This is a genomic window from Enterobacter sp. PL_is511 (assembly GCF_055816065.1).
In genome coordinates this window covers 1,526,230-1,542,706 of sequence record NZ_JBVPGP010000024.1, presented here as the reverse complement: position 1 = coordinate 1,542,706, position 16,477 = coordinate 1,526,230, and the positions used below count along the sequence as shown (strand labels likewise).

The 16,477-nt window shown below is 49.5% G+C and carries 15 protein-coding genes; 8 read left to right on the top strand and 7 right to left on the bottom strand.

Annotation, left to right across the window (positions count from 1 at the left end; translation table 11 throughout):
* Positions 1-11: 11 nt before the first annotated feature.
* From AC0TN7_RS22965 to AC0TN7_RS22945, 5 genes are all read right to left on the bottom strand, one after another.
* On the bottom strand, positions 12-971 hold the full coding sequence (locus AC0TN7_RS22965; protein ID WP_024908499.1) for a LacI family DNA-binding transcriptional regulator: 960 nt from the start codon (positions 969-971) through the stop codon (positions 12-14).
* Between the two features lie 77 nt (positions 972-1,048).
* Positions 1,049-1,954, bottom strand: coding sequence for an ROK family protein (locus tag AC0TN7_RS22960; protein ID WP_024908498.1), 906 nt, complete (start codon positions 1,952-1,954; stop codon positions 1,049-1,051).
* Positions 1,955-1,997: 43 nt separating this feature from the next.
* Positions 1,998-2,312, bottom strand: a complete 315-nt coding sequence (locus AC0TN7_RS22955; RefSeq protein WP_024908497.1) for a PTS lactose/cellobiose transporter subunit IIA — start codon at positions 2,310-2,312, stop codon at positions 1,998-2,000.
* 25 nt (positions 2,313-2,337) lie between these two features.
* On the bottom strand, positions 2,338-3,660 hold the full coding sequence (locus AC0TN7_RS22950) for a PTS sugar transporter subunit IIC (RefSeq protein ID WP_024908496.1): 1,323 nt from the start codon (positions 3,658-3,660) through the stop codon (positions 2,338-2,340).
* Positions 3,661-3,674: 14 nt separating this feature from the next.
* Entirely contained in the window at positions 3,675-3,986 is a 312-nt protein-coding gene (locus tag AC0TN7_RS22945; protein WP_015366647.1) for a PTS sugar transporter subunit IIB, read from the bottom strand.
* A 169-nt stretch (positions 3,987-4,155) separates the two neighbouring features.
* Here AC0TN7_RS22945 and AC0TN7_RS22940 point away from each other — a divergent pair, with 169 nt between their 5' ends.
* The 5 genes from AC0TN7_RS22940 to manA all read left to right on the top strand — a co-directional run bounded on the left by AC0TN7_RS22940 (position 4,156) and on the right by manA (position 11,813).
* Positions 4,156-5,427 carry a PTS sugar transporter subunit IIC gene (locus AC0TN7_RS22940; protein ID WP_024908495.1) on the top strand — a complete coding sequence of 424 codons (1,272 nt, stop codon included), beginning with the start codon at positions 4,156-4,158 and terminating at the stop codon, positions 5,425-5,427.
* Between the two features lie 208 nt (positions 5,428-5,635).
* The gene (locus AC0TN7_RS22935) at positions 5,636-6,973 is read left to right on the top strand and encodes a maltoporin (protein WP_024908494.1); all 1,338 of its coding nucleotides are present in this window, start codon (positions 5,636-5,638) and stop codon (positions 6,971-6,973) included.
* An 11-nt stretch (positions 6,974-6,984) separates the two neighbouring features.
* Complete coding sequence (locus AC0TN7_RS22930; protein ID WP_024908493.1) at positions 6,985-9,180, top strand: CBM35 domain-containing protein; 2,196 nt, start codon at positions 6,985-6,987, stop codon at positions 9,178-9,180.
* Positions 9,181-9,228: 48 nt separating this feature from the next.
* Entirely contained in the window at positions 9,229-10,647 is a 1,419-nt protein-coding gene (locus tag AC0TN7_RS22925) for a glycoside hydrolase family 1 protein (protein ID WP_473702488.1), read from the top strand.
* Positions 10,647-11,813, top strand: a complete 1,167-nt coding sequence (gene manA, locus AC0TN7_RS22920; RefSeq protein WP_228483847.1) for a mannose-6-phosphate isomerase, class I — start codon at positions 10,647-10,649, stop codon at positions 11,811-11,813. Before AC0TN7_RS22925 ends, manA begins: the two co-directional genes overlap by 1 nt.
* Before the next feature lie 296 nt (positions 11,814-12,109).
* Here manA and AC0TN7_RS22915 read toward each other — a convergent pair whose 3' ends face one another.
* Together AC0TN7_RS22915 and AC0TN7_RS22910 are read right to left on the bottom strand one after the other, a co-directional pair.
* Positions 12,110-12,463, bottom strand: coding sequence for a hypothetical protein (locus tag AC0TN7_RS22915; RefSeq protein WP_473702487.1), 354 nt, complete (start codon positions 12,461-12,463; stop codon positions 12,110-12,112).
* A 1,023-nt stretch (positions 12,464-13,486) separates the two neighbouring features.
* Entirely contained in the window at positions 13,487-14,398 is a 912-nt protein-coding gene (locus AC0TN7_RS22910) for a LysR family transcriptional regulator (protein WP_048991626.1), read from the bottom strand.
* Positions 14,399-14,492: 94 nt separating this feature from the next.
* On the opposite strand from AC0TN7_RS22910, the gene AC0TN7_RS22905 reads away from it, so the two are divergent.
* From AC0TN7_RS22905 to AC0TN7_RS22895, 3 genes are all read left to right on the top strand, one after another.
* Positions 14,493-15,455, top strand: a complete 963-nt coding sequence (locus tag AC0TN7_RS22905; RefSeq protein WP_248164575.1) for an NAD-dependent epimerase/dehydratase family protein — start codon at positions 14,493-14,495, stop codon at positions 15,453-15,455.
* Between the two features lie 74 nt (positions 15,456-15,529).
* Positions 15,530-15,973, top strand: coding sequence for a PACE efflux transporter (locus AC0TN7_RS22900; protein WP_024908486.1), 444 nt, complete (start codon positions 15,530-15,532; stop codon positions 15,971-15,973).
* Positions 15,974-16,067: 94 nt separating this feature from the next.
* On the top strand, positions 16,068-16,439 hold the full coding sequence (locus tag AC0TN7_RS22895; RefSeq protein ID WP_024908485.1) for a VOC family protein: 372 nt from the start codon (positions 16,068-16,070) through the stop codon (positions 16,437-16,439).
* The last annotated feature ends 38 nt before the right edge of the window (positions 16,440-16,477 follow it).

Genomic DNA, 16,477 nt, shown 5'->3' with positions numbered 1-16,477 from the left:
CTGAAAAATATTTAACTCATTTCCAGCACCGACTGGCGAGGCGTAAGCTTACCAATTATCGGTGGCAGTTCCGTTTCGCGAAGCGGACGACCCTCAACGATGCTTTTAATGCGCTGTACGCACTGGTGCAGGAGGGGTTCCATTGGCCAGGAAATGCAGGTCAGTTGCGGGTATAACTGCGTGGCCAACGGTGAATCCTCAAGACTGAGGAGGGATACCTCCTGAGGCACGGCAATATTAAATTCTCGGAACAGGCGCATGGCCTCTGCAGCATAAGCATCACGCTTAACTACGATGGAAGAGAACTTGCTCAGACTATTAATAAGCGTCAACAGCGCGCGTTCGACATTCTCATTGGCTGTTAATACCAACTGGCGATTAAACGGAAATGAGTAGTTCTGCAACACGTTGCGATAACCTTCAACAATTCGCTTGCTTGCGTCATCCGTCTCGTTATCGATAACCAGCGCGATGTTGCGATGGCCTTTACCTATCATGTAGCGGCAGGCGCTCTCCGTAGCAAATGCGAAATCGTAGCCCTGACTTTTCGCATCCACCACGGGTCGGTCGAAAGAAATCACATTATCGCCACTGCCCGGTACAACTGGTCCGAACACCACAACGGCGGCGCATTGCCGTTGTAAATCATCTACCGAAGCTGCATGTTCGACGTCATTATCCACATACTCGACGATCAGCGTTTTGTTCAGCACTTTCATTGCGCGCGCAAGCGCGGGAAGAATTCGCGCGCCACTGCTTTCATCACGTGAGGAAAGCACCACACCGATATGGCTTGATGACTGACTCGCCAGGTTTTGCGCGGCAAAGCTGGGGCGGTAGTTGAGTTCTTCAACGGCCCGTAATACCGCCTCACGGCTCTCTTCGCGAACACCTCGGGTTCCCGTCAGCACGCGGGAAACAGTTGCTCTGGAAACATTTGCTAATCGAGATACATCATCAATCGTAGGCATGGCGTTTTCTGCGTGGTGAGTTTTTATCATCTTAACATAACCCTCCCGAAGAATCGTCCCGTCGCCGGTCATGACACTCATGCTTCGTTCGCGCTCAGCCGGGGAAGCCAGGCTGCGCCACGTACGCCACTGGCGTCGCCAAAGCGCGCCGGAACAATGCGCGTATGGCAGGTTTCAGAAAAGAGATAAGGAAGAATCGCGACAGGCAGGTCATCATAGATTCTGCTGACATTCGACAATCCTCCTCCTAACACAATGACCTGGGGATCCAGAATATTGATGACTGACGCCAGGCTACGGGCAAATGCATCAATAAAATGCCGCCAGTGTTCGCGTGCCTTCGGTTCTCCCTGTTCTGCAGAGCAGATAATTTCCTGAGAGGTCAGGTTTCCCGGGAAACGACGGGCAAAACCGGTACCGGAAATAAAGGATTCAATACAGTTGTGCTTGCCGCAGTAGCAGGGCTGAGCGGGGCCGTCAATAGCTGGTGCGTACCCCGGAAGCGGGTTGTGCCCCCATTCGCCGGCAATGGCGTTTGGACCTTGTAACAAATGCCGGCGCACGGCGATCCCGCCGCCACACCCCGTACCGATAATCACACCAAATACGGTGTCAGCCTTTGCACCAGCGCCATCTACCGCTTCAGAGAGAGTAAAACAATCAGCGTCATTGGCAATCCACACTGGCTGCTGGATACGTGAGGCAAGATCGGCTTTGAGATCGTGGCCATTAAGAACCAGGCAATTGCAATTTTTGATGAGCCCCGTTTGCGGGTCAATTGCGCCAGGCAGACCGACCCCTACGGTGAAGGGTTCCGGGCTAGCCGCGCGGGCATCATCAATAAGGCTCACCAGATGCAGCATAAATTCAGCGTAACTTTCTTTCTGAGTCGGCTGGCGCTTACGCCAGAGATAATCGCCTTGAGCTGAAAGCAATACAGCTTCCATTTTTGTGCCACCGATATCCAGTCCAAGATAATGCATACAATCCTCTGTCATAAGAGAGGCCGCGGCCTCTCTGCTGTCGTTATGCCTGGTGCGGGCGTGTACGGTAAATGTGAATAAGTTCGGTTACCAGCTCCTTGGCCAGAATGGAGGTCATCAGGTGGTCCTGCGCATGCACCATCACCAGCGTCATTTTGGTTTTCCCTTCGCCTTCATCAGCTTCAATGAGCTGGGTTTGAACAAGGTGCGCTTCGCGGGCAAAATGAGTCGCCTCTTTCATTAGTTGATCTGCGGCTTCAAAATCACCTTGCTTTGCGCAGCCGAGGGCTTCATAACAAAGGCTGCGCGACTGACCCGCGTTAATGATGATGCCCATAACTTGTTCTTCTAATTCCATGTTTTTTTTCCTCTATGTTCTACTTTCAGGCGGATTGAGCCGCATCTTCTGCATGTTCAACCGCGTTTTCATGCTCTTGTTCCAGAAGCTGTTTTTCGTAGGCCTTCAGGAAGGGGAAGTACATGACGGCAGATGTCACCATGCATATCAGGCACAGGATCACAGGGCTGAAGCTCCAGTTGGCTGCCCATGATGCGCCAATGGGTGCAGGTGTTGTCCATGGCGTCATCGATACCACACGGCTGACTAAATCGAGATCCAGTGCAAACCATGCAAAGGTGGCATTGACCATCGGGACCAGCACAAACGGCAGGAAAAACAGAGGATTCATAATGATGGGCGCACCAAACAGAATGGGTTCGTTAATGTTAAACACCCCTGGTACCACGCCCATTCGCCCAATAGTCCGCAAATGGATGGCTTTGCTGCGCAGCAAAAGGAAGGCCAGCGGCAGCGTCGAGCCAACACCACCAATTAGCAGGTAATGGTCCCAGAAACCCTGAACGTAAATATGCGGGATAGCTTCACCCGCGGCGATTGCCGCCTGGTTTACGGACAGGTTTGCCATCCAGAAAGGGTTCATAATACCGGTGACGATCAGCGCACCATGGATACCTGCAAACCAGAGCACCTGGCACACAAGCACCGAGAGGAGCACTGCGGGGAGCGTATCTGACGCGGCAACCAGCGGTTTCACCAGCGACATAATCGCTTCGGGAATGATCATCCCCAGTTGCGCTTCAATAAACAGGTTCAGCGGATGCAGCGTGATGACGATTGCCAGTACCGGGATGAGGATCTCAAACGAGCGCGCTACGCCGGTTGGGACCTCCGGCGGCAGGCGGATGGTAATATTATGTCGCTTCAGGAAGGCGTAAAGTTCCGTGGAGTAAATAGCCACCAGAATGGCTGTAAAGATCCCCTGACCGGAGAAGTAGGCCGTTGAAATCTGCCCGTCCTTCAATGGCGCAGCGACAAGCAAAAAGGCCATTAATGAAAGCATCCCGGCGGTAAGTGCGTCGAGATCGTGGTGTTTGGCCAGACTTGCGGCAATCCCGACGGAAATAAAGATTGTCATAATTCCCATGCTGAAGTTAAAGGGCAGCATGAGGGCTTCACGATGCTCAAGCGAGAATTGCAGCCATGCCCGGGCGAAGCCCCAGGACGTGTCGGGCGAGAAGGGGGGGAAGATAAACACCAGCATAAAAGAACCCACGATCATGAACGGCAGAGCGGTAATGAAGCCGTCGCGAATGGAGGTGACATATTTTTGCTGGCCGACGGCGCCCGCCATCGGAGTAATTTTCTTTTCGATAATCTGAATTAGTTTTGCGTACAGAGAGCTCATAGGTTTTCCCTTCGTTATTTGTTATCTATCAGGGAGAGGGCGAAATCGAGAACGGCACCCCCTTTTTGCATGCCGTAATCCATCATGTTGATTGGCTCAACGCGGATCCCGTATTTATCGGCTTGTTTCTGAAGATCGCTTTGCATGTACTTCACCTGTGGTCCAAGCAATACCACCTGGTAGTGACCAACCTGCTCGGCAAATTCGGCAACGCCATACGCTTTGATTTCTGCTTCCAGGCCACGCTTGTGCGCTTCATCGACCATTTTTTTCACCAGCAGGCTGGTAGACATTCCGGCAGAACAACACAACATGATTTTTTTCATAACGTCTCCTTTGAATTTATGGCTGGAATATAGTCACCACGGAACAAAACGGAAAGCGCTTTCCGTTTATGGATAAGGTAATTGTGACCACGATCACTTGAGAGCACCTTTCACTTTGTATGAATGTGCGCGATCATCCCTGCTATTCACGAACTACTAAGGTCGAGTTATGAACATTCATTTGATGAATGTTGCTGTGGATTTGATAGAGCAACGCCTCACACCAGTAGCGAATATAATCACTAAGAATCAACACATTACAGCGATGCGGGACGGTTTTACTCTTGCGATGCCTTTTGTCATCGTGGGAAGTCTGATGGTGCCAATGCTGTTTCCACCGTTCGCCATTTCAAGCGCCTCGAGATTGGGATCTTTTTATCTGCTGCTGCGTCCGATGCTGTTACCAACCTTTGAACTGACGCTCGGCCTGGTGGCGCTGATTGTTGCATTCGGTGCAAGTGCCAGCCTTGCCAAGCAATATCAATTACCGGAACGGCTGTGCGGGCTCACCGGATGTCTCGCCTTTCTGCTGTTTATCGGCTTTCGGGATAATGGTGCGACGAATGTGTTTCTGGGAGGGATGGGGCTCTTTACTGCCCTCATTTCAAGCGCATATTCGATTGAAATAATAAGGCTTTTTTATAAGAGAGGATGGTGTATTCGTTTGCCGGAGGAGGTGCCGGTGATGACACGAAATGGCTTCCAGCTGCTGATGCCGCTGCTGGTGATTATGCTCTCCATCAGCGTGATGAATGCCGTGATGCTGCACACGACCGGACAAATTTTGCCGCAACTGATTGGGGAAGCATTACGTCCACTTATCGTGGCGTCGGATACTCTTACGGCGGTGCTTATCTCCTTGTTTCTGTGTAATCTTTTATGGTTTGTTGGTATACACGGTGCCCTGATCATAACGGGTATCATGAACCCGTTCTGGCTCACCTATCTGTTTGAAAATCAGCGAGCCCTGGCTGCTGGGGAGGCTGTGCTACCCCATATTTATCTCCAGGGGTTCTGGGATTTTTATCTGTTGATTGGCGGTATCGGCTCAACGTTGCCACTGGTGTTTATGGCAATGCGAAGCCGCTCAAGGCAGTTGAAGAGTGTGGGAAAGATTGGTCTTTTGCCTTCTCTGTTCAACATTAATGAGCCAATATTGTTTGGCTTCCCCGTCATCATGAACCCGGTTTTTTTACTGCCCTTTGTTTTTGTTCCGTTGATAAATGCCTGTATAGCCTGGTATTTGACGCAAATGGGTATCCTCGACAGGGCCGTTGCAATGCTGCCATGGTCAATGCCCTCACCGCTGGGTGCAGCATGGTCGGCCAACGGTAGCTGGAAGAATATGTGTATGTGCCTGTTTGCCTTTTTCAACGCATGGATGCTTTATCGTCCATTCTTTAAGGTTCACGAACGCCAGCTGATGCAGCTGGAAAAATAACGCTCCTCTTTCTGTTTCTGCCCATTTCTCGTGGGCAGAAGCTTAATTCGTGACCTTAATCACAAAAATATTCTCAAATATCTCAAATTTGTGATTCAATCCGGCAAAGACGGAAAGCGCTTTCCGTTAATGGATGTACATTTCCATTTTTGATCCTTACATTTCCCCTGCACGTTTAACCGTGAAAATAAAAATTCAAAGGGAACCTATGCAAACGTTAATTAAATCAATACCTCTGTCCTTGATTACCCTCACTGTCATCAGCGGCTATGCCAGCGCCGATGAGAAATATGATTTTGCACTCCACGGCTATTTGCGCTCAGGGATCCTCGCCAACAGTGACGGAAACCGGGTGGATTCAGTGGGACTGATGCCCGACGGGAAATGGCGTCTGGGGAACGAAGAAGATACCAAGATTGAGCTTATCCCGACGGTCACGCTGAAATCAGACACAGGCGCAGTCGCCCGTGTTCAGGCCAACCTGACGCATCAAACAAAATGTACCGCAGACTGGAACTGTACCGACGATGACGGTAAAGAAACCCAGTTCCGTGAAGGTTTTGCTGAGTTATCAAATCTCGATTTTGCGCCGGATATGACTTTCTGGGCGGGTAAACGTTACAGCAGCTCCAATCTTTCCAGCCACCAGTTCGACTGGGAGTATATTCAGTACAACGGAACGGGGGGCGGGTTTGATAACCTGGATTTAGGCTTTGCGCGCTTTGACGCCGGCGTTTATGCGTTTTCAACAACGGATGAAGCCAAAGCCTATCCCGTGGCTCTGGGGGATCAGGGATACCCTGACGATTACTCGCTTAACCTCTGGTTTAAAAAAATCGGCGGCACCGGGCTGGATGTTGAGCTTATTGGCCACCATATGAACCGCAACGAAAACCATCCCACTTCTGCTGAAAAAGGTTATGGCGTGACGGCGCTGTATAACGTCGACAGTTTTTATGGGCTGACAGGTGGCTATTCCCGCATTGTTTTCCAGTACGGCAAAGGGCTCGCTGCCGCTGACTCGCTGGGTAAAAACGGCTGGGGTTGGGCAAACTTAGATGACACCCAGTCCTGGCGCGTGATTTTGGATGGTATGGCCAGCCTGGGCGAAGTAGAAGTTTCGACCTTTGCGTTTTATCAGAAAGACAAAAACTACCGTTGGTGGACCAGCGATGATGACGGCTGGGGACGCTCCATGTGGGTCGCGGGTATCCGGCCGTATCATCAGATAACGAAGAATTTCGCCATGCAATATGAAGTGGGTTACGAATATCTGGATGATAAAAACTACATGGGGGTAAACGGCAAAGGGAAGGGTGGCCTGACCAAAGTGACCATTGCGCCGACGCTCACCTTTGATTCCGGATTCTGGAGTCGTCCACAGCTGCGCTTCTTTGCCACGTACGCAAAATGGGATAAAGGCGTCTCGGATGCGATGGACAGAAATTACGACTGGAGCACCGGTACCCTTAGCCCGGGGGGATACTCTCGCAGCGGGGATACCGATACGCTGAATTTTGGTGTACAGGCTGAAGTCTGGTTCTGAGGAGATAAGAGATGGCTTTCCCGATTCGAAAACTTCTGATCGTCTCCTTACTGTCCGCGCTGGGAAGCGCGGGTGCGCTGGCGGCGGAACAATCCCATTTTGAACATTTTATTACTCGTGATGGTGCTGCGTTAAAAGACGGCGATCGGCTCTTTCGCTTTGCCGGGATCCACGCTCCGGAGCTGCATCGTATAGAGGATGACGCAAGAGGGACCTGCAAAGCGGATCCGCGCGGGTGGGGGCAATATTTCAAATGGCCTACTGCTGAAGAGCAAGAAAACTGGATTAAAGCCCTGGTACAAACGGGTGCTAAAGCACAGCGCGTGTATGTGCTATCCGTTCAGCAGGAAAACGACGCGGCCTGCGGACGTGAAACGCATATCCTGTCACCGGAAACGCCTGACGGCATGCCGCGGTTGAATGAAGCGGCAATGAAAGTTTATGACAACATGATTGCTGAAGCGGATAAGCAGGGGCTTCGCCTGATTCTACCGTTTATCGATCACTGGTGGTGGTGGGGTGGGAGAGAACAGCTTGCCGCATTTTATCATGAAAAACCTGAGGATTTTTATCGGACGGACAGTAAAACCTTCCAGGCTTATCTGGACGTGATTCGTCAGGTAATAACCCGGACTAACACCATTACGGGACGCCACTACTACGATGAAAAGGCGATTATGGCGTGGGAAACGGGTAATGAACTGGAGGACACTAACGCCGATTTTCTTCATCAGACATCAGCCTGGATCCGTAAATGGGCACCCCATCAGCTTATCGTCGATGGGACTTATAAAAAGGTGAATGATTTTGCGCTCAGCGATCCGAACGTCGACATCATCAGCAATCACTATTACACCAATGCCAATAACAATCATCCCGAGCAGGTGCGTAAAGATCTTGCGGCGATAGGCGGCAAAAAAGTGTATCTGGTCGGCGAATTCGGTCTGCTCGATCAAAAAGACCTGAACGCTATCATGCAGTCCATTGTCCATTCCGAGGTCAATGGTGCTCAGGCTGCAGGTGGCTTTATCTGGGGTTTTCGCGGTCATCGGCATGATGGCGGTTTTTACTGGCACAAAGAGTATACCGGGCACTATAGCTACCATCTGCCTGGCTTCCCGGATGAGGGGAAAGCGAACCAGGAGATGGAGGTTGTCAATCTGGTACGAACCGCCGCGGCACAAATGGCTGGTCTGAGCAAGGCGCCAGCTCTGCCGGTACCGGAAGCACCGAGGTTGCGCGAGAGCGATTCCCCCTTTGCCATTAACTGGATGGGGTCACCCGTTGGGCGTTATTACGACGTAGAAAGAGCGGCACAGCCACAGGGGCCATGGACACGCGTAGGAAAGGACATCTCCGACGGCAAAAATGAATGGAACCCGTCAAAAATGAGTCTTTTCCGCGATGACTATCGCAGCCTGACGCTCGGCCAGACTTACTACTATCGGGTAATCGCTAAGAATGAAAGTGGTCAGTCAGCACCTTCAAACGTAATTCGCCTGAAGCATATGCAGAAAAACCTTCCACCGGTTATCACTCTGCAGGACATGCTTTCCACCACTGTCGATAAAGGCGTTCAACTCAATGCGGCCTGGCAGGATGACAATCTGCCTGACACGAAAGTCAGCGTAGCGTGGAGTCATAACGGTAAGAATAACGTGCACTTCTGTGACAGCAGCAAAGAGGAAACCCGAGTCTGGTTCTCTGCGCCGGGTGACTATGCATTGACCTTTACTGTTGATGACGGGTTGCTGGAAAGCAGCAAAACGATAAATGTCAGCGTGAAGCCCGCTGTGAGGCCTGTACCGGCAGATTATTGCCGCTTTGGCAGCGGGACTCTTGATGTTAGCAAGGGAACACTTACCTCAACTAAAAGTGAAAAAGAGACCTTAGCCATCGGAGAAGACGGTTTTCTCGGTCCTTTCGCTCATGACGGAGACAGCGTGAGCTGGCAGGTTAACGCTCCCTGGGACGGTAAATTCGCCCTACATGTGAAATTTAACGGCAAATGGGGAAGCAAGAAAAACTCGGTCATCGTGAACGATGGGACGCCAGTCAGCATTGAGTTTCCGCAAACGGATGAGAAGGGCCAGACCATAGTCGTTCCTGTTTCGCTCAGAGAGGGGGCAAATACCATCAGTTTTGGAAAGTTCGCCGGCGACTGGGGATATATGTTCATCCAATCAATTGAAGTTACTGCAGAGTAGTTATTTGGCTGCCCTTCTGGGGCAGCTTTTTATCATTCAGGAGGCATTATGAATCGGTATCAATTTCCGGAAGATTTTTTTTGGGGCGCAGCGGCGTCGGGTCCTCAGACGGAAGGCATAGCGCATAAGCCGCACCGTTCTATCTGGGATAGCTGGTATGCAGAACAGCCCAACCGCTTTTTCCAGCAGATTGGTCCGCAGAAAGTATGTGAAACCTACAGCAAATATAAAGAGGACGTTGCGCTGATGAAGCAAACGGGATTTAACTCGTTTCGTACATCCATTCAGTGGTCACGGTTGATTGATGATTATGAAACTGGCGCCCCAAACGCAGAAGCCGTCCGGTTTTACAACAACTACTTAGATGAGATGATCGCCAGCGGCATTGAGCCAATGATTAATCTTTATCATTTCGATATGCCGGAGATTTTGCAAAAGCAGTATGGCGGTTTTGAATCACCCCATGTGACGGATCTTTTCGCACGGTTTGCCCGCACGGCATTTGAGCTATTTGGTCATAAGGTCAAATACTGGATCACCTTTAATGAGCCGATAGTACCTGTTGAAGGCGGCTATCTTTATGATTTCCATTATCCTTGTAAAAAAGATGGCAAGCTGGCGGCGCAGGTTGCATTTAACATTATGCTGGCGCATGCAAAAGCGGTGCACATATACCGAGAACTTGACCTGCCTGGCGAAATTGGCGTGGTGCTTAACCTGACCCCCTCGTACACCCGAAACAACAGCGACGAGGATAAAAAAGCAGCGTGGTATGCCGACCTGTTCTTTAATCGCAGTTTCCTTGATCCGCTGGTGAAGCATGAATTCCCGAAGGAATTATGTGAAGTACTCGCAGCCCATGATTGCTTGCCAGAAATAAAGAAAGCTGATGTCGATCTGATAACGCGTTCGAGGGTAGATTTCCTGGGGGTTAACTACTATGTTCCGCGTCGGGTTAAAGCGCGCGAATGCCCCTATGAGCTTGATTACTTCACGCCAGAGTATTACTTCGAGAACTACAGCGATCCCGAAGGGCGCTTCAATCCGTATCGCGATAATAACGAGATTTACCCCGAAGCGATTTACGATATTGCCTGCAACATCCGCGATAATTACGACAATATGAAATGGTATCTGGCTGAAATCGGTATCGCCATGGATATCCAGTCAGAAGGTCCGGTGCTGGCTGATGGGTTTATTGATGACACTTTCCGCATCGAATTAATGGAAGAACACCTCCAACAGCTCCATCGCGCCATCAGCGAGGGGGCGAACTGCTTTGGCGTACACCAGTGGACATTTATTGATAACTGGTCTTGGATAAATAGCTTTAAACGTCGTTACGGTTTCTGGCGACTGGATCTGGAAACCGGAGAGCGACAGATAAAGCGCAACGCTATTTGGTTCGCTCAACTTGCTGCCTCTAACGGATTTACGCCCGGGGCATTTATAAAGGGCAACAAATAATGGCCTCGTTCTATCGCATGAGAAATGGCGTAAAAAATTATGCCTGGGGCAGCCGGACGGCTCTGAATACGCTGTTTGGCGTGCCGAATCCGGATGAGCAGCCTCAGGCTGAAATCTGGATGGGGGCGCATCCGGCAGGGTGTTCTGAAATTGAAGTTGGCGCGAACACGGTTTCATTACAGGACGCGATCGCAAAATCCCCCGGCACCGTTTTAGGGGAACGGACGATGGAAAAATTTTCAGGACTTCCGTTCTTACTGAAGATACTGTCTGCAGAAAGCGCGCTTTCGCTCCAGGTCCATCCCGATAAACGCCAGGCGGTAGAGGGCTACGCCAGGCAGGGAAATCGAGCTGGGGAAGATTATAACGACGCAAATCATAAACCCGAGTTGGTCTATGCAATCACGCCTTTTATGGCGATGAACGGTTTTCGTCCCTATCAGGAGATTGTGAATCATTTTCTGCGTCTCAGCTCGCCTGAACTCATGCCTGCGCTGATTGATTTTCGCCATAACCTTAATAATGAGGGGCTTAAAAACTTTTTTGTCGGCCTGATGCAGCTTGCACCACAGGAGAAACACACTGTTCTGCGGCAGTTGGATGAGAGCCTTCAGGCTGGGGCCTTTGTCCATTTACAGGAATTCCTCATCCGCTTGCAGCGGGACTATCCGGGGGATATCGGCGTCCTCGCACCGTTGTTTTTACACTGCATAACGCTTGAGCCTGGCGAAGCGATGTTTTTGCGGGCCGGTACCCTGCACGCCTACGTTTACGGAACCGCCGTAGAAGTGATGGCGTGCTCTGATAACGTTTTGCGCGCAGGATTAACACCGAAAAAAATAAATTTATCTGAATTAGTTAACTGTACGGCTTTTAGTGAGACTCATGAACATAACTTAAAGCTTGTTCCTGATATTGCTGGAAATGAAAGCCATTATCATGTTCCCGTAGAGGATTTCCGTTTCTCTGTAATAGAAAACTGCCAGCAACACAGAATTGAAGTCTTTAGCGCGCAAATTTTACTAGTGCTTGAAGGCTACACTACGTTGCGCGATACATACGGTGAAGAGATGACGTTCTGCGTCGGTCAGTCGGTATTTATACCGGCTCAGACAGAAGCTTATTTTTTGACACAAAGCGGACAGTGCTGCCTGGTTCAGTGCTGACTAGTTCATGTTTAACAGCATGATTTTATATTAGAAGAGGAAAATAGTCCGCACGGCATAGACTGAGCGGGCTATTTATTTTATTCCTGACCCTTGCGACTTTGTAACCGGCACAACTTTCCCAGTCATAGTTTTCATTTATTTTTACATCTTTAAGCAACTGCGCGTCATTGAATTCTAGAGCTTGAAGGCGGGTTTCAGAGAACATTACTTCGCTGAAGTTATGTTCCAGCCTTGCACGGCAAGAGCAGCATCAATGTAGTTGCGACTAAAGGTCAACGCCACGATGGCATGCTTTAAGCATGCTTTTGCTTATAAAATGTTCGAATTGCATCGTAAGTTAATGGAGTTAACCTACCTGAGCCTTTAATAAAAACAAATTCATGGTCATCAATTTTTTTCTCTTCAAATAATGGGGACCGATATTGCTCCATATAAATGGTAAACATAATGAAGTCATCTTCGGTCAGTTCGATTTGTCGCTGTGAATGCTCAGTCTTGAGTGAAGGTTGTTGTTTCCTTGGATCAACTACATCATCTGGTAGATTTTGTACAATCAGGATGAAACGAATGTTACCTCGTGAGTCTGGAAGGGTTGACCCCACGCAATCCTTCAACAACAATTGAACTTCACCAACAACGTAAGCCATAGTTAAACATTAACCGGTGGATAAGGTAGTTACGGTATTGTTGAAATCCTGAATCGAATGGATTTTGGGGATTAACCACAGCCGTGAATAATTCGCCGGTCTCGATATCTGAAAATTCAGGAGTGGAGGGGATTAACATGTTCGTTAGTTCGACACTTTGCTGACTGGTGATACTTTTGTATCGGTGTGCGGGTTCGTTCCTGGATACTTCAACTCTGTTGAAGACCTTAATTCTGTCAGCGAGATCTCTGTGGTTCGCCTGGTTAATCTGGTGAGCTTCAACAGGTGACATATCCTGGTATGCCAGATTCATATATCGATAGTTGAGATACTTAAGGAATCGGCCAACGTTTCTGACGTGGTTACCATAGGTGGACTTGTTGGTTCTGGAGAGTGCAGAATGTAAAAACCCGGTAGAGATTATGTCGGTCTGTCACTCAGGTGCTGCTTCCCGAGCAGGTAAGTAAAGAAGCCATCAAGCTCCCTGATAAAACAGGAGATATTGTAGACAGACCGATAGAAATCGTAGTCAAATGTTCGTTTGTGCTTCTTAAAGTAATAGACGTAAAAGAAGCGCAGCGAACACAGAATGTTTTCTTGAGTCCCCAGATGTTTCTTGCTCAGTTCATTCATTCCATAAATTGTGGCGAACATGACCGGTAGGGTAGTCACATCATCAACTATGAGATGAGTTCTCTGGTTGTTCCTCGATAAATGTAAGATGGAATATGCCATGAACTTAGCGGATGCCCCGTAATTTTTGCGTTATGAAGTCATCGTAAGTCCACAACTAAACTTTGGCAACTGACTGATTCATCGGTAAGTTCCTGAAAGAGAGGAACTCATGAACCTAAGAACAAACCCACCATATTTAACATAATATACATTATGCGCACCTATATGGAATCAGGGAAAATCTGGCATTTTGCGGACATCGTTGGCCTGGCTTCTGAAAGCGTCTTCGCCGGCTATCTCACAGCGCGTCCAGCGCATGCCGGCTTAACGGTACTGTTCTTCCCAGGTTTACTTACCGTTTTTCCTGTTGATATAAGCCTGTAAACCCTCTGCAAGAAAATCAAACACCGTTTTACAGGCCTGGCTGTGGCGTAAATCTTCATGCATCACCAGCCAGGTGTCGAGATGAAATGCAAAGAAATCAGGCATTATCCTCTGTAACGGCGGAGAAAAATCGGCCAGATGCACCTGGCACATACCGATACCTGCTCCGGCACGTATGAGGTTTAATTGTGCAATATCGCTGTCGGTTCGCACGGTAAACAGCTCGCGGTTTAGCTGTGGGTACTGTTTAAGTGCTTGTAAAATAAAGGGCGTCATATTATCGAAACCCACAAGCGTATGGGTGAATAACGCATCAATACTTTCCGGTGCTCCATGTCGTGACACATAGGCTGGCGCGGCATGCAGACCTATTTCAATCCTGCCCATCCGACGAGCAATCAGTTGCTCCTGCACCGGTGTGGTCATTCGCACAGCAATATCCGCTTCCCGGTTCAGTAAATCCTGAACGCGATTAGACAGAACCAGTTCAACGGTTATTTGCGGGTATGCCTCCTTTATTTGTGCAATCACTGGAGGCAGAACCTCAGTGCCGATGATTTCACTGGCGGCAACGCGCACCACGCCTCGTAATCCGGCTGCGCCGGAGCTGAAGCTGGCAGCCGACCGCTCAATCATCATGGCCGTATTTTCCATCGCTTGTGCATGGCCCTTCAGCTCGACGGCTGCGTCCGTGGCCTGCAATCCTGTCTGTGAACGTGTAAATAAAACAAGGCCGAGGGCCGATTCCAGTGCTGCAATATGACGTCCGGCGGTTGGCTGGGTAATGGCAAGCCTGCGTGCGGCCCCTGACAGAGACCCTTCCCTCATCACGGCCAAAAATGTGCGATACCATTCCCACGGGATATTTAGCTTCATACAAAAATGCATACCTGCTGGCTTATATTATGCAATTACATTTAGCCCGTGCGGTCATTAAGATGTCAAGCAGATATCCAATAAGGGTCAGACGATGAAAAGCATAAATAAGGTACTAATACTGGGCGCAACGGGTGGGATCGGTGGCGAAATAGCCCGTAAATTGATCCGGGACGAATGGGATGTGCGTGCATTGCGCCGCTGCACTCCGCAAAATGCCGATCGCAACAATAGCATTTCGTGGATAAGCGGAGATGCACTGAATGCTGAACAGGTTGAGGCGGCGGCGTCAGAATGCAGCGTGATTGTCCATGCCGTTAACCCGCCGGGTTATCGAAACTGGGAACAGCTCGTTTTGCCCATGCTGCATAACACCATCAGCGCAGCGGAGAAAAACGGCGCATTAATCGTTCTGCCGGGCACGATTTATAACTACGGTCCGGATGCTTTTCCCCTCTTACGCGAGGATTCCCCTCAGAATCCGGTTACCCGAAAAGGCGCCATACGCGTGCAAATGGAGCAGCAACTCGCAGCCTATGCACAGCGTGGCGGAAAGGTGCTGATTTTGCGGGCTGGAGACTTTTTTGGTCCCCATGCTGGCAACAACTGGTTTTCACAGGGACTGGTCAAACCGGGGCATCCACCGCGGGTCATTAAAAACCCCGGCAAAACCGGCGCAGGCCACCAGTGGGCTTATCTGCCGGATGTCGCCGAAACGCTCGCAGCACTGTTGGCGCGTCGGGATGAGCTCGAACCGTTTGCCAGTTTCCATATGCGCGGGCATTGGGATCCTGATGGGACAGCGATGACCGCCGCCATAAAGCACGTCGCGGAGCGTGCCGGTATTACGGCGAAGGTGAAGTCGTTTCCCTGGTGGCTTATCTCTGCGATGAGTCCCTTTAACGCTACGCTGCATGAAATGCGGGAGATGCGCTATCTTTGGGAGCAGACAATAGAGATGGATAATTCAAAACTGATTGCCTTTTTAGGTCACGAACCGCAGACCCCTCTTAATGAGGCCGTACATTCCACATTAGTTGGTTTGGGCTGTATTTAACATAACCTGCTGTTTAGAAAGAGTTGAAAGATGTCTGATATACTTAAGCTTTTGAAAAACGCAGCCCTAATCAAATGGAAATTGAATTAAATAAAAGTGTTAAAGAGAGAATCTTCCATGCTGTCATTTTTGAGGTGACGGCCAACGTTATTATCGCCCTGTCACTTGCCTGGCTGATGAATGTGTCTGTACTTCAGTCAGGCACGTTGTCCGTCATATCCGCACTTACCGCAACGGTCTGGAATTTTATTTTTAATAAGCTCTTTGATTCCCTGCAGAAAAAATACCAGTTTGAAAGAACATTTCTCATTCGTGCGATCCATGCGGTAGGTTTTGAAGCGGGACTCATCATAACCTTAATGCCTGTCGCGATGATTATGCTGAATCTTACAATGACTGAGGCATTTTTTGTTGAGATTGGTCTTGTACTGTTTTTCCTGCCATACACGATGCTGTTTAACTGGCTTTACGACTATCTGCGCTGGACGTTTGTTGGACGTAAACGGTCTGTTATGTAGCGAGATATCAGTCACATTGACACGCCTTTGATCATCTTCGACTCCACTCACCTCCTATACTCTTCATTTCTCTATCTCTTTTCAGGAGTCGATAATGTTTGATCATGTGAAATTCGGCGTCAGCGATTATGAAAAAAGTAAAACCTTCTTCCTCGAGGCGCTTCGCCCGCTTGGTGTAGAACTCATCGATGAAGGCACGCCGGAGTATGGTGTAGAAATGAGTTCCGGCGATGTTTCACTTTGCCTTTTCCATACAAATGACAAACCCGCGCCTCTGCATCTGGCGTTTGTGGCCAATACGCGTCAGCAGGTTGATGATTTTTACCATGCTGCACTGCGCGCCGGCGGACGTGATAACGGCGGGCCGGGGTTGAGGTCATACGGTGAAAATTACTATGCCGCGTTTGTCATCTCGCCTGATGGTCATAATATCGAGGCGGTGTGCCATGCGCCGCAAAGTCTGTAGCGTCAGATGTCATTAAATATCTGTCATGCGTCTATTTG

What these genes read in the sequence shown, in the direction of transcription:
- AC0TN7_RS22915 (WP_473702487.1), bottom strand. Translation starts at nt 12,463, where the DNA reads ATGGCTTACGTTGTTGGTGAAGTTCAATTGTTGTTGAAGGATTGCGTG.
- AC0TN7_RS22935 (WP_024908494.1), top strand. Translation starts at nt 5,636, where the DNA reads ATGCAAACGTTAATTAAATCAATACCTCTGTCCTTGATTACCCTCACT.
- AC0TN7_RS22940 (WP_024908495.1), top strand. Translation starts at nt 4,156, where the DNA reads ATGAACATTCATTTGATGAATGTTGCTGTGGATTTGATAGAGCAACGC.
- AC0TN7_RS22945 (WP_015366647.1), bottom strand. Translation starts at nt 3,986, where the DNA reads ATGAAAAAAATCATGTTGTGTTGTTCTGCCGGAATGTCTACCAGCCTG.
- AC0TN7_RS22950 (WP_024908496.1), bottom strand. Translation starts at nt 3,660, where the DNA reads ATGAGCTCTCTGTACGCAAAACTAATTCAGATTATCGAAAAGAAAATT.
- AC0TN7_RS22900 (WP_024908486.1), top strand. Translation starts at nt 15,530, where the DNA reads ATGGAAATTGAATTAAATAAAAGTGTTAAAGAGAGAATCTTCCATGCT.
- AC0TN7_RS22930 (WP_024908493.1), top strand. Translation starts at nt 6,985, where the DNA reads ATGGCTTTCCCGATTCGAAAACTTCTGATCGTCTCCTTACTGTCCGCG.
- AC0TN7_RS22905 (WP_248164575.1), top strand. Translation starts at nt 14,493, where the DNA reads ATGAAAAGCATAAATAAGGTACTAATACTGGGCGCAACGGGTGGGATC.
- manA (WP_228483847.1), top strand. Translation starts at nt 10,647, where the DNA reads ATGGCCTCGTTCTATCGCATGAGAAATGGCGTAAAAAATTATGCCTGG.
- AC0TN7_RS22965 (WP_024908499.1), bottom strand. Translation starts at nt 971, where the DNA reads ATGCCTACGATTGATGATGTATCTCGATTAGCAAATGTTTCCAGAGCA.
- AC0TN7_RS22910 (WP_048991626.1), bottom strand. Translation starts at nt 14,398, where the DNA reads ATGAAGCTAAATATCCCGTGGGAATGGTATCGCACATTTTTGGCCGTG.
- AC0TN7_RS22895 (WP_024908485.1), top strand. Translation starts at nt 16,068, where the DNA reads ATGTTTGATCATGTGAAATTCGGCGTCAGCGATTATGAAAAAAGTAAA.
- AC0TN7_RS22960 (WP_024908498.1), bottom strand. Translation starts at nt 1,954, where the DNA reads ATGCATTATCTTGGACTGGATATCGGTGGCACAAAAATGGAAGCTGTA.
- AC0TN7_RS22955 (WP_024908497.1), bottom strand. Translation starts at nt 2,312, where the DNA reads ATGGAATTAGAAGAACAAGTTATGGGCATCATCATTAACGCGGGTCAG.
- AC0TN7_RS22925 (WP_473702488.1), top strand. Translation starts at nt 9,229, where the DNA reads ATGAATCGGTATCAATTTCCGGAAGATTTTTTTTGGGGCGCAGCGGCG.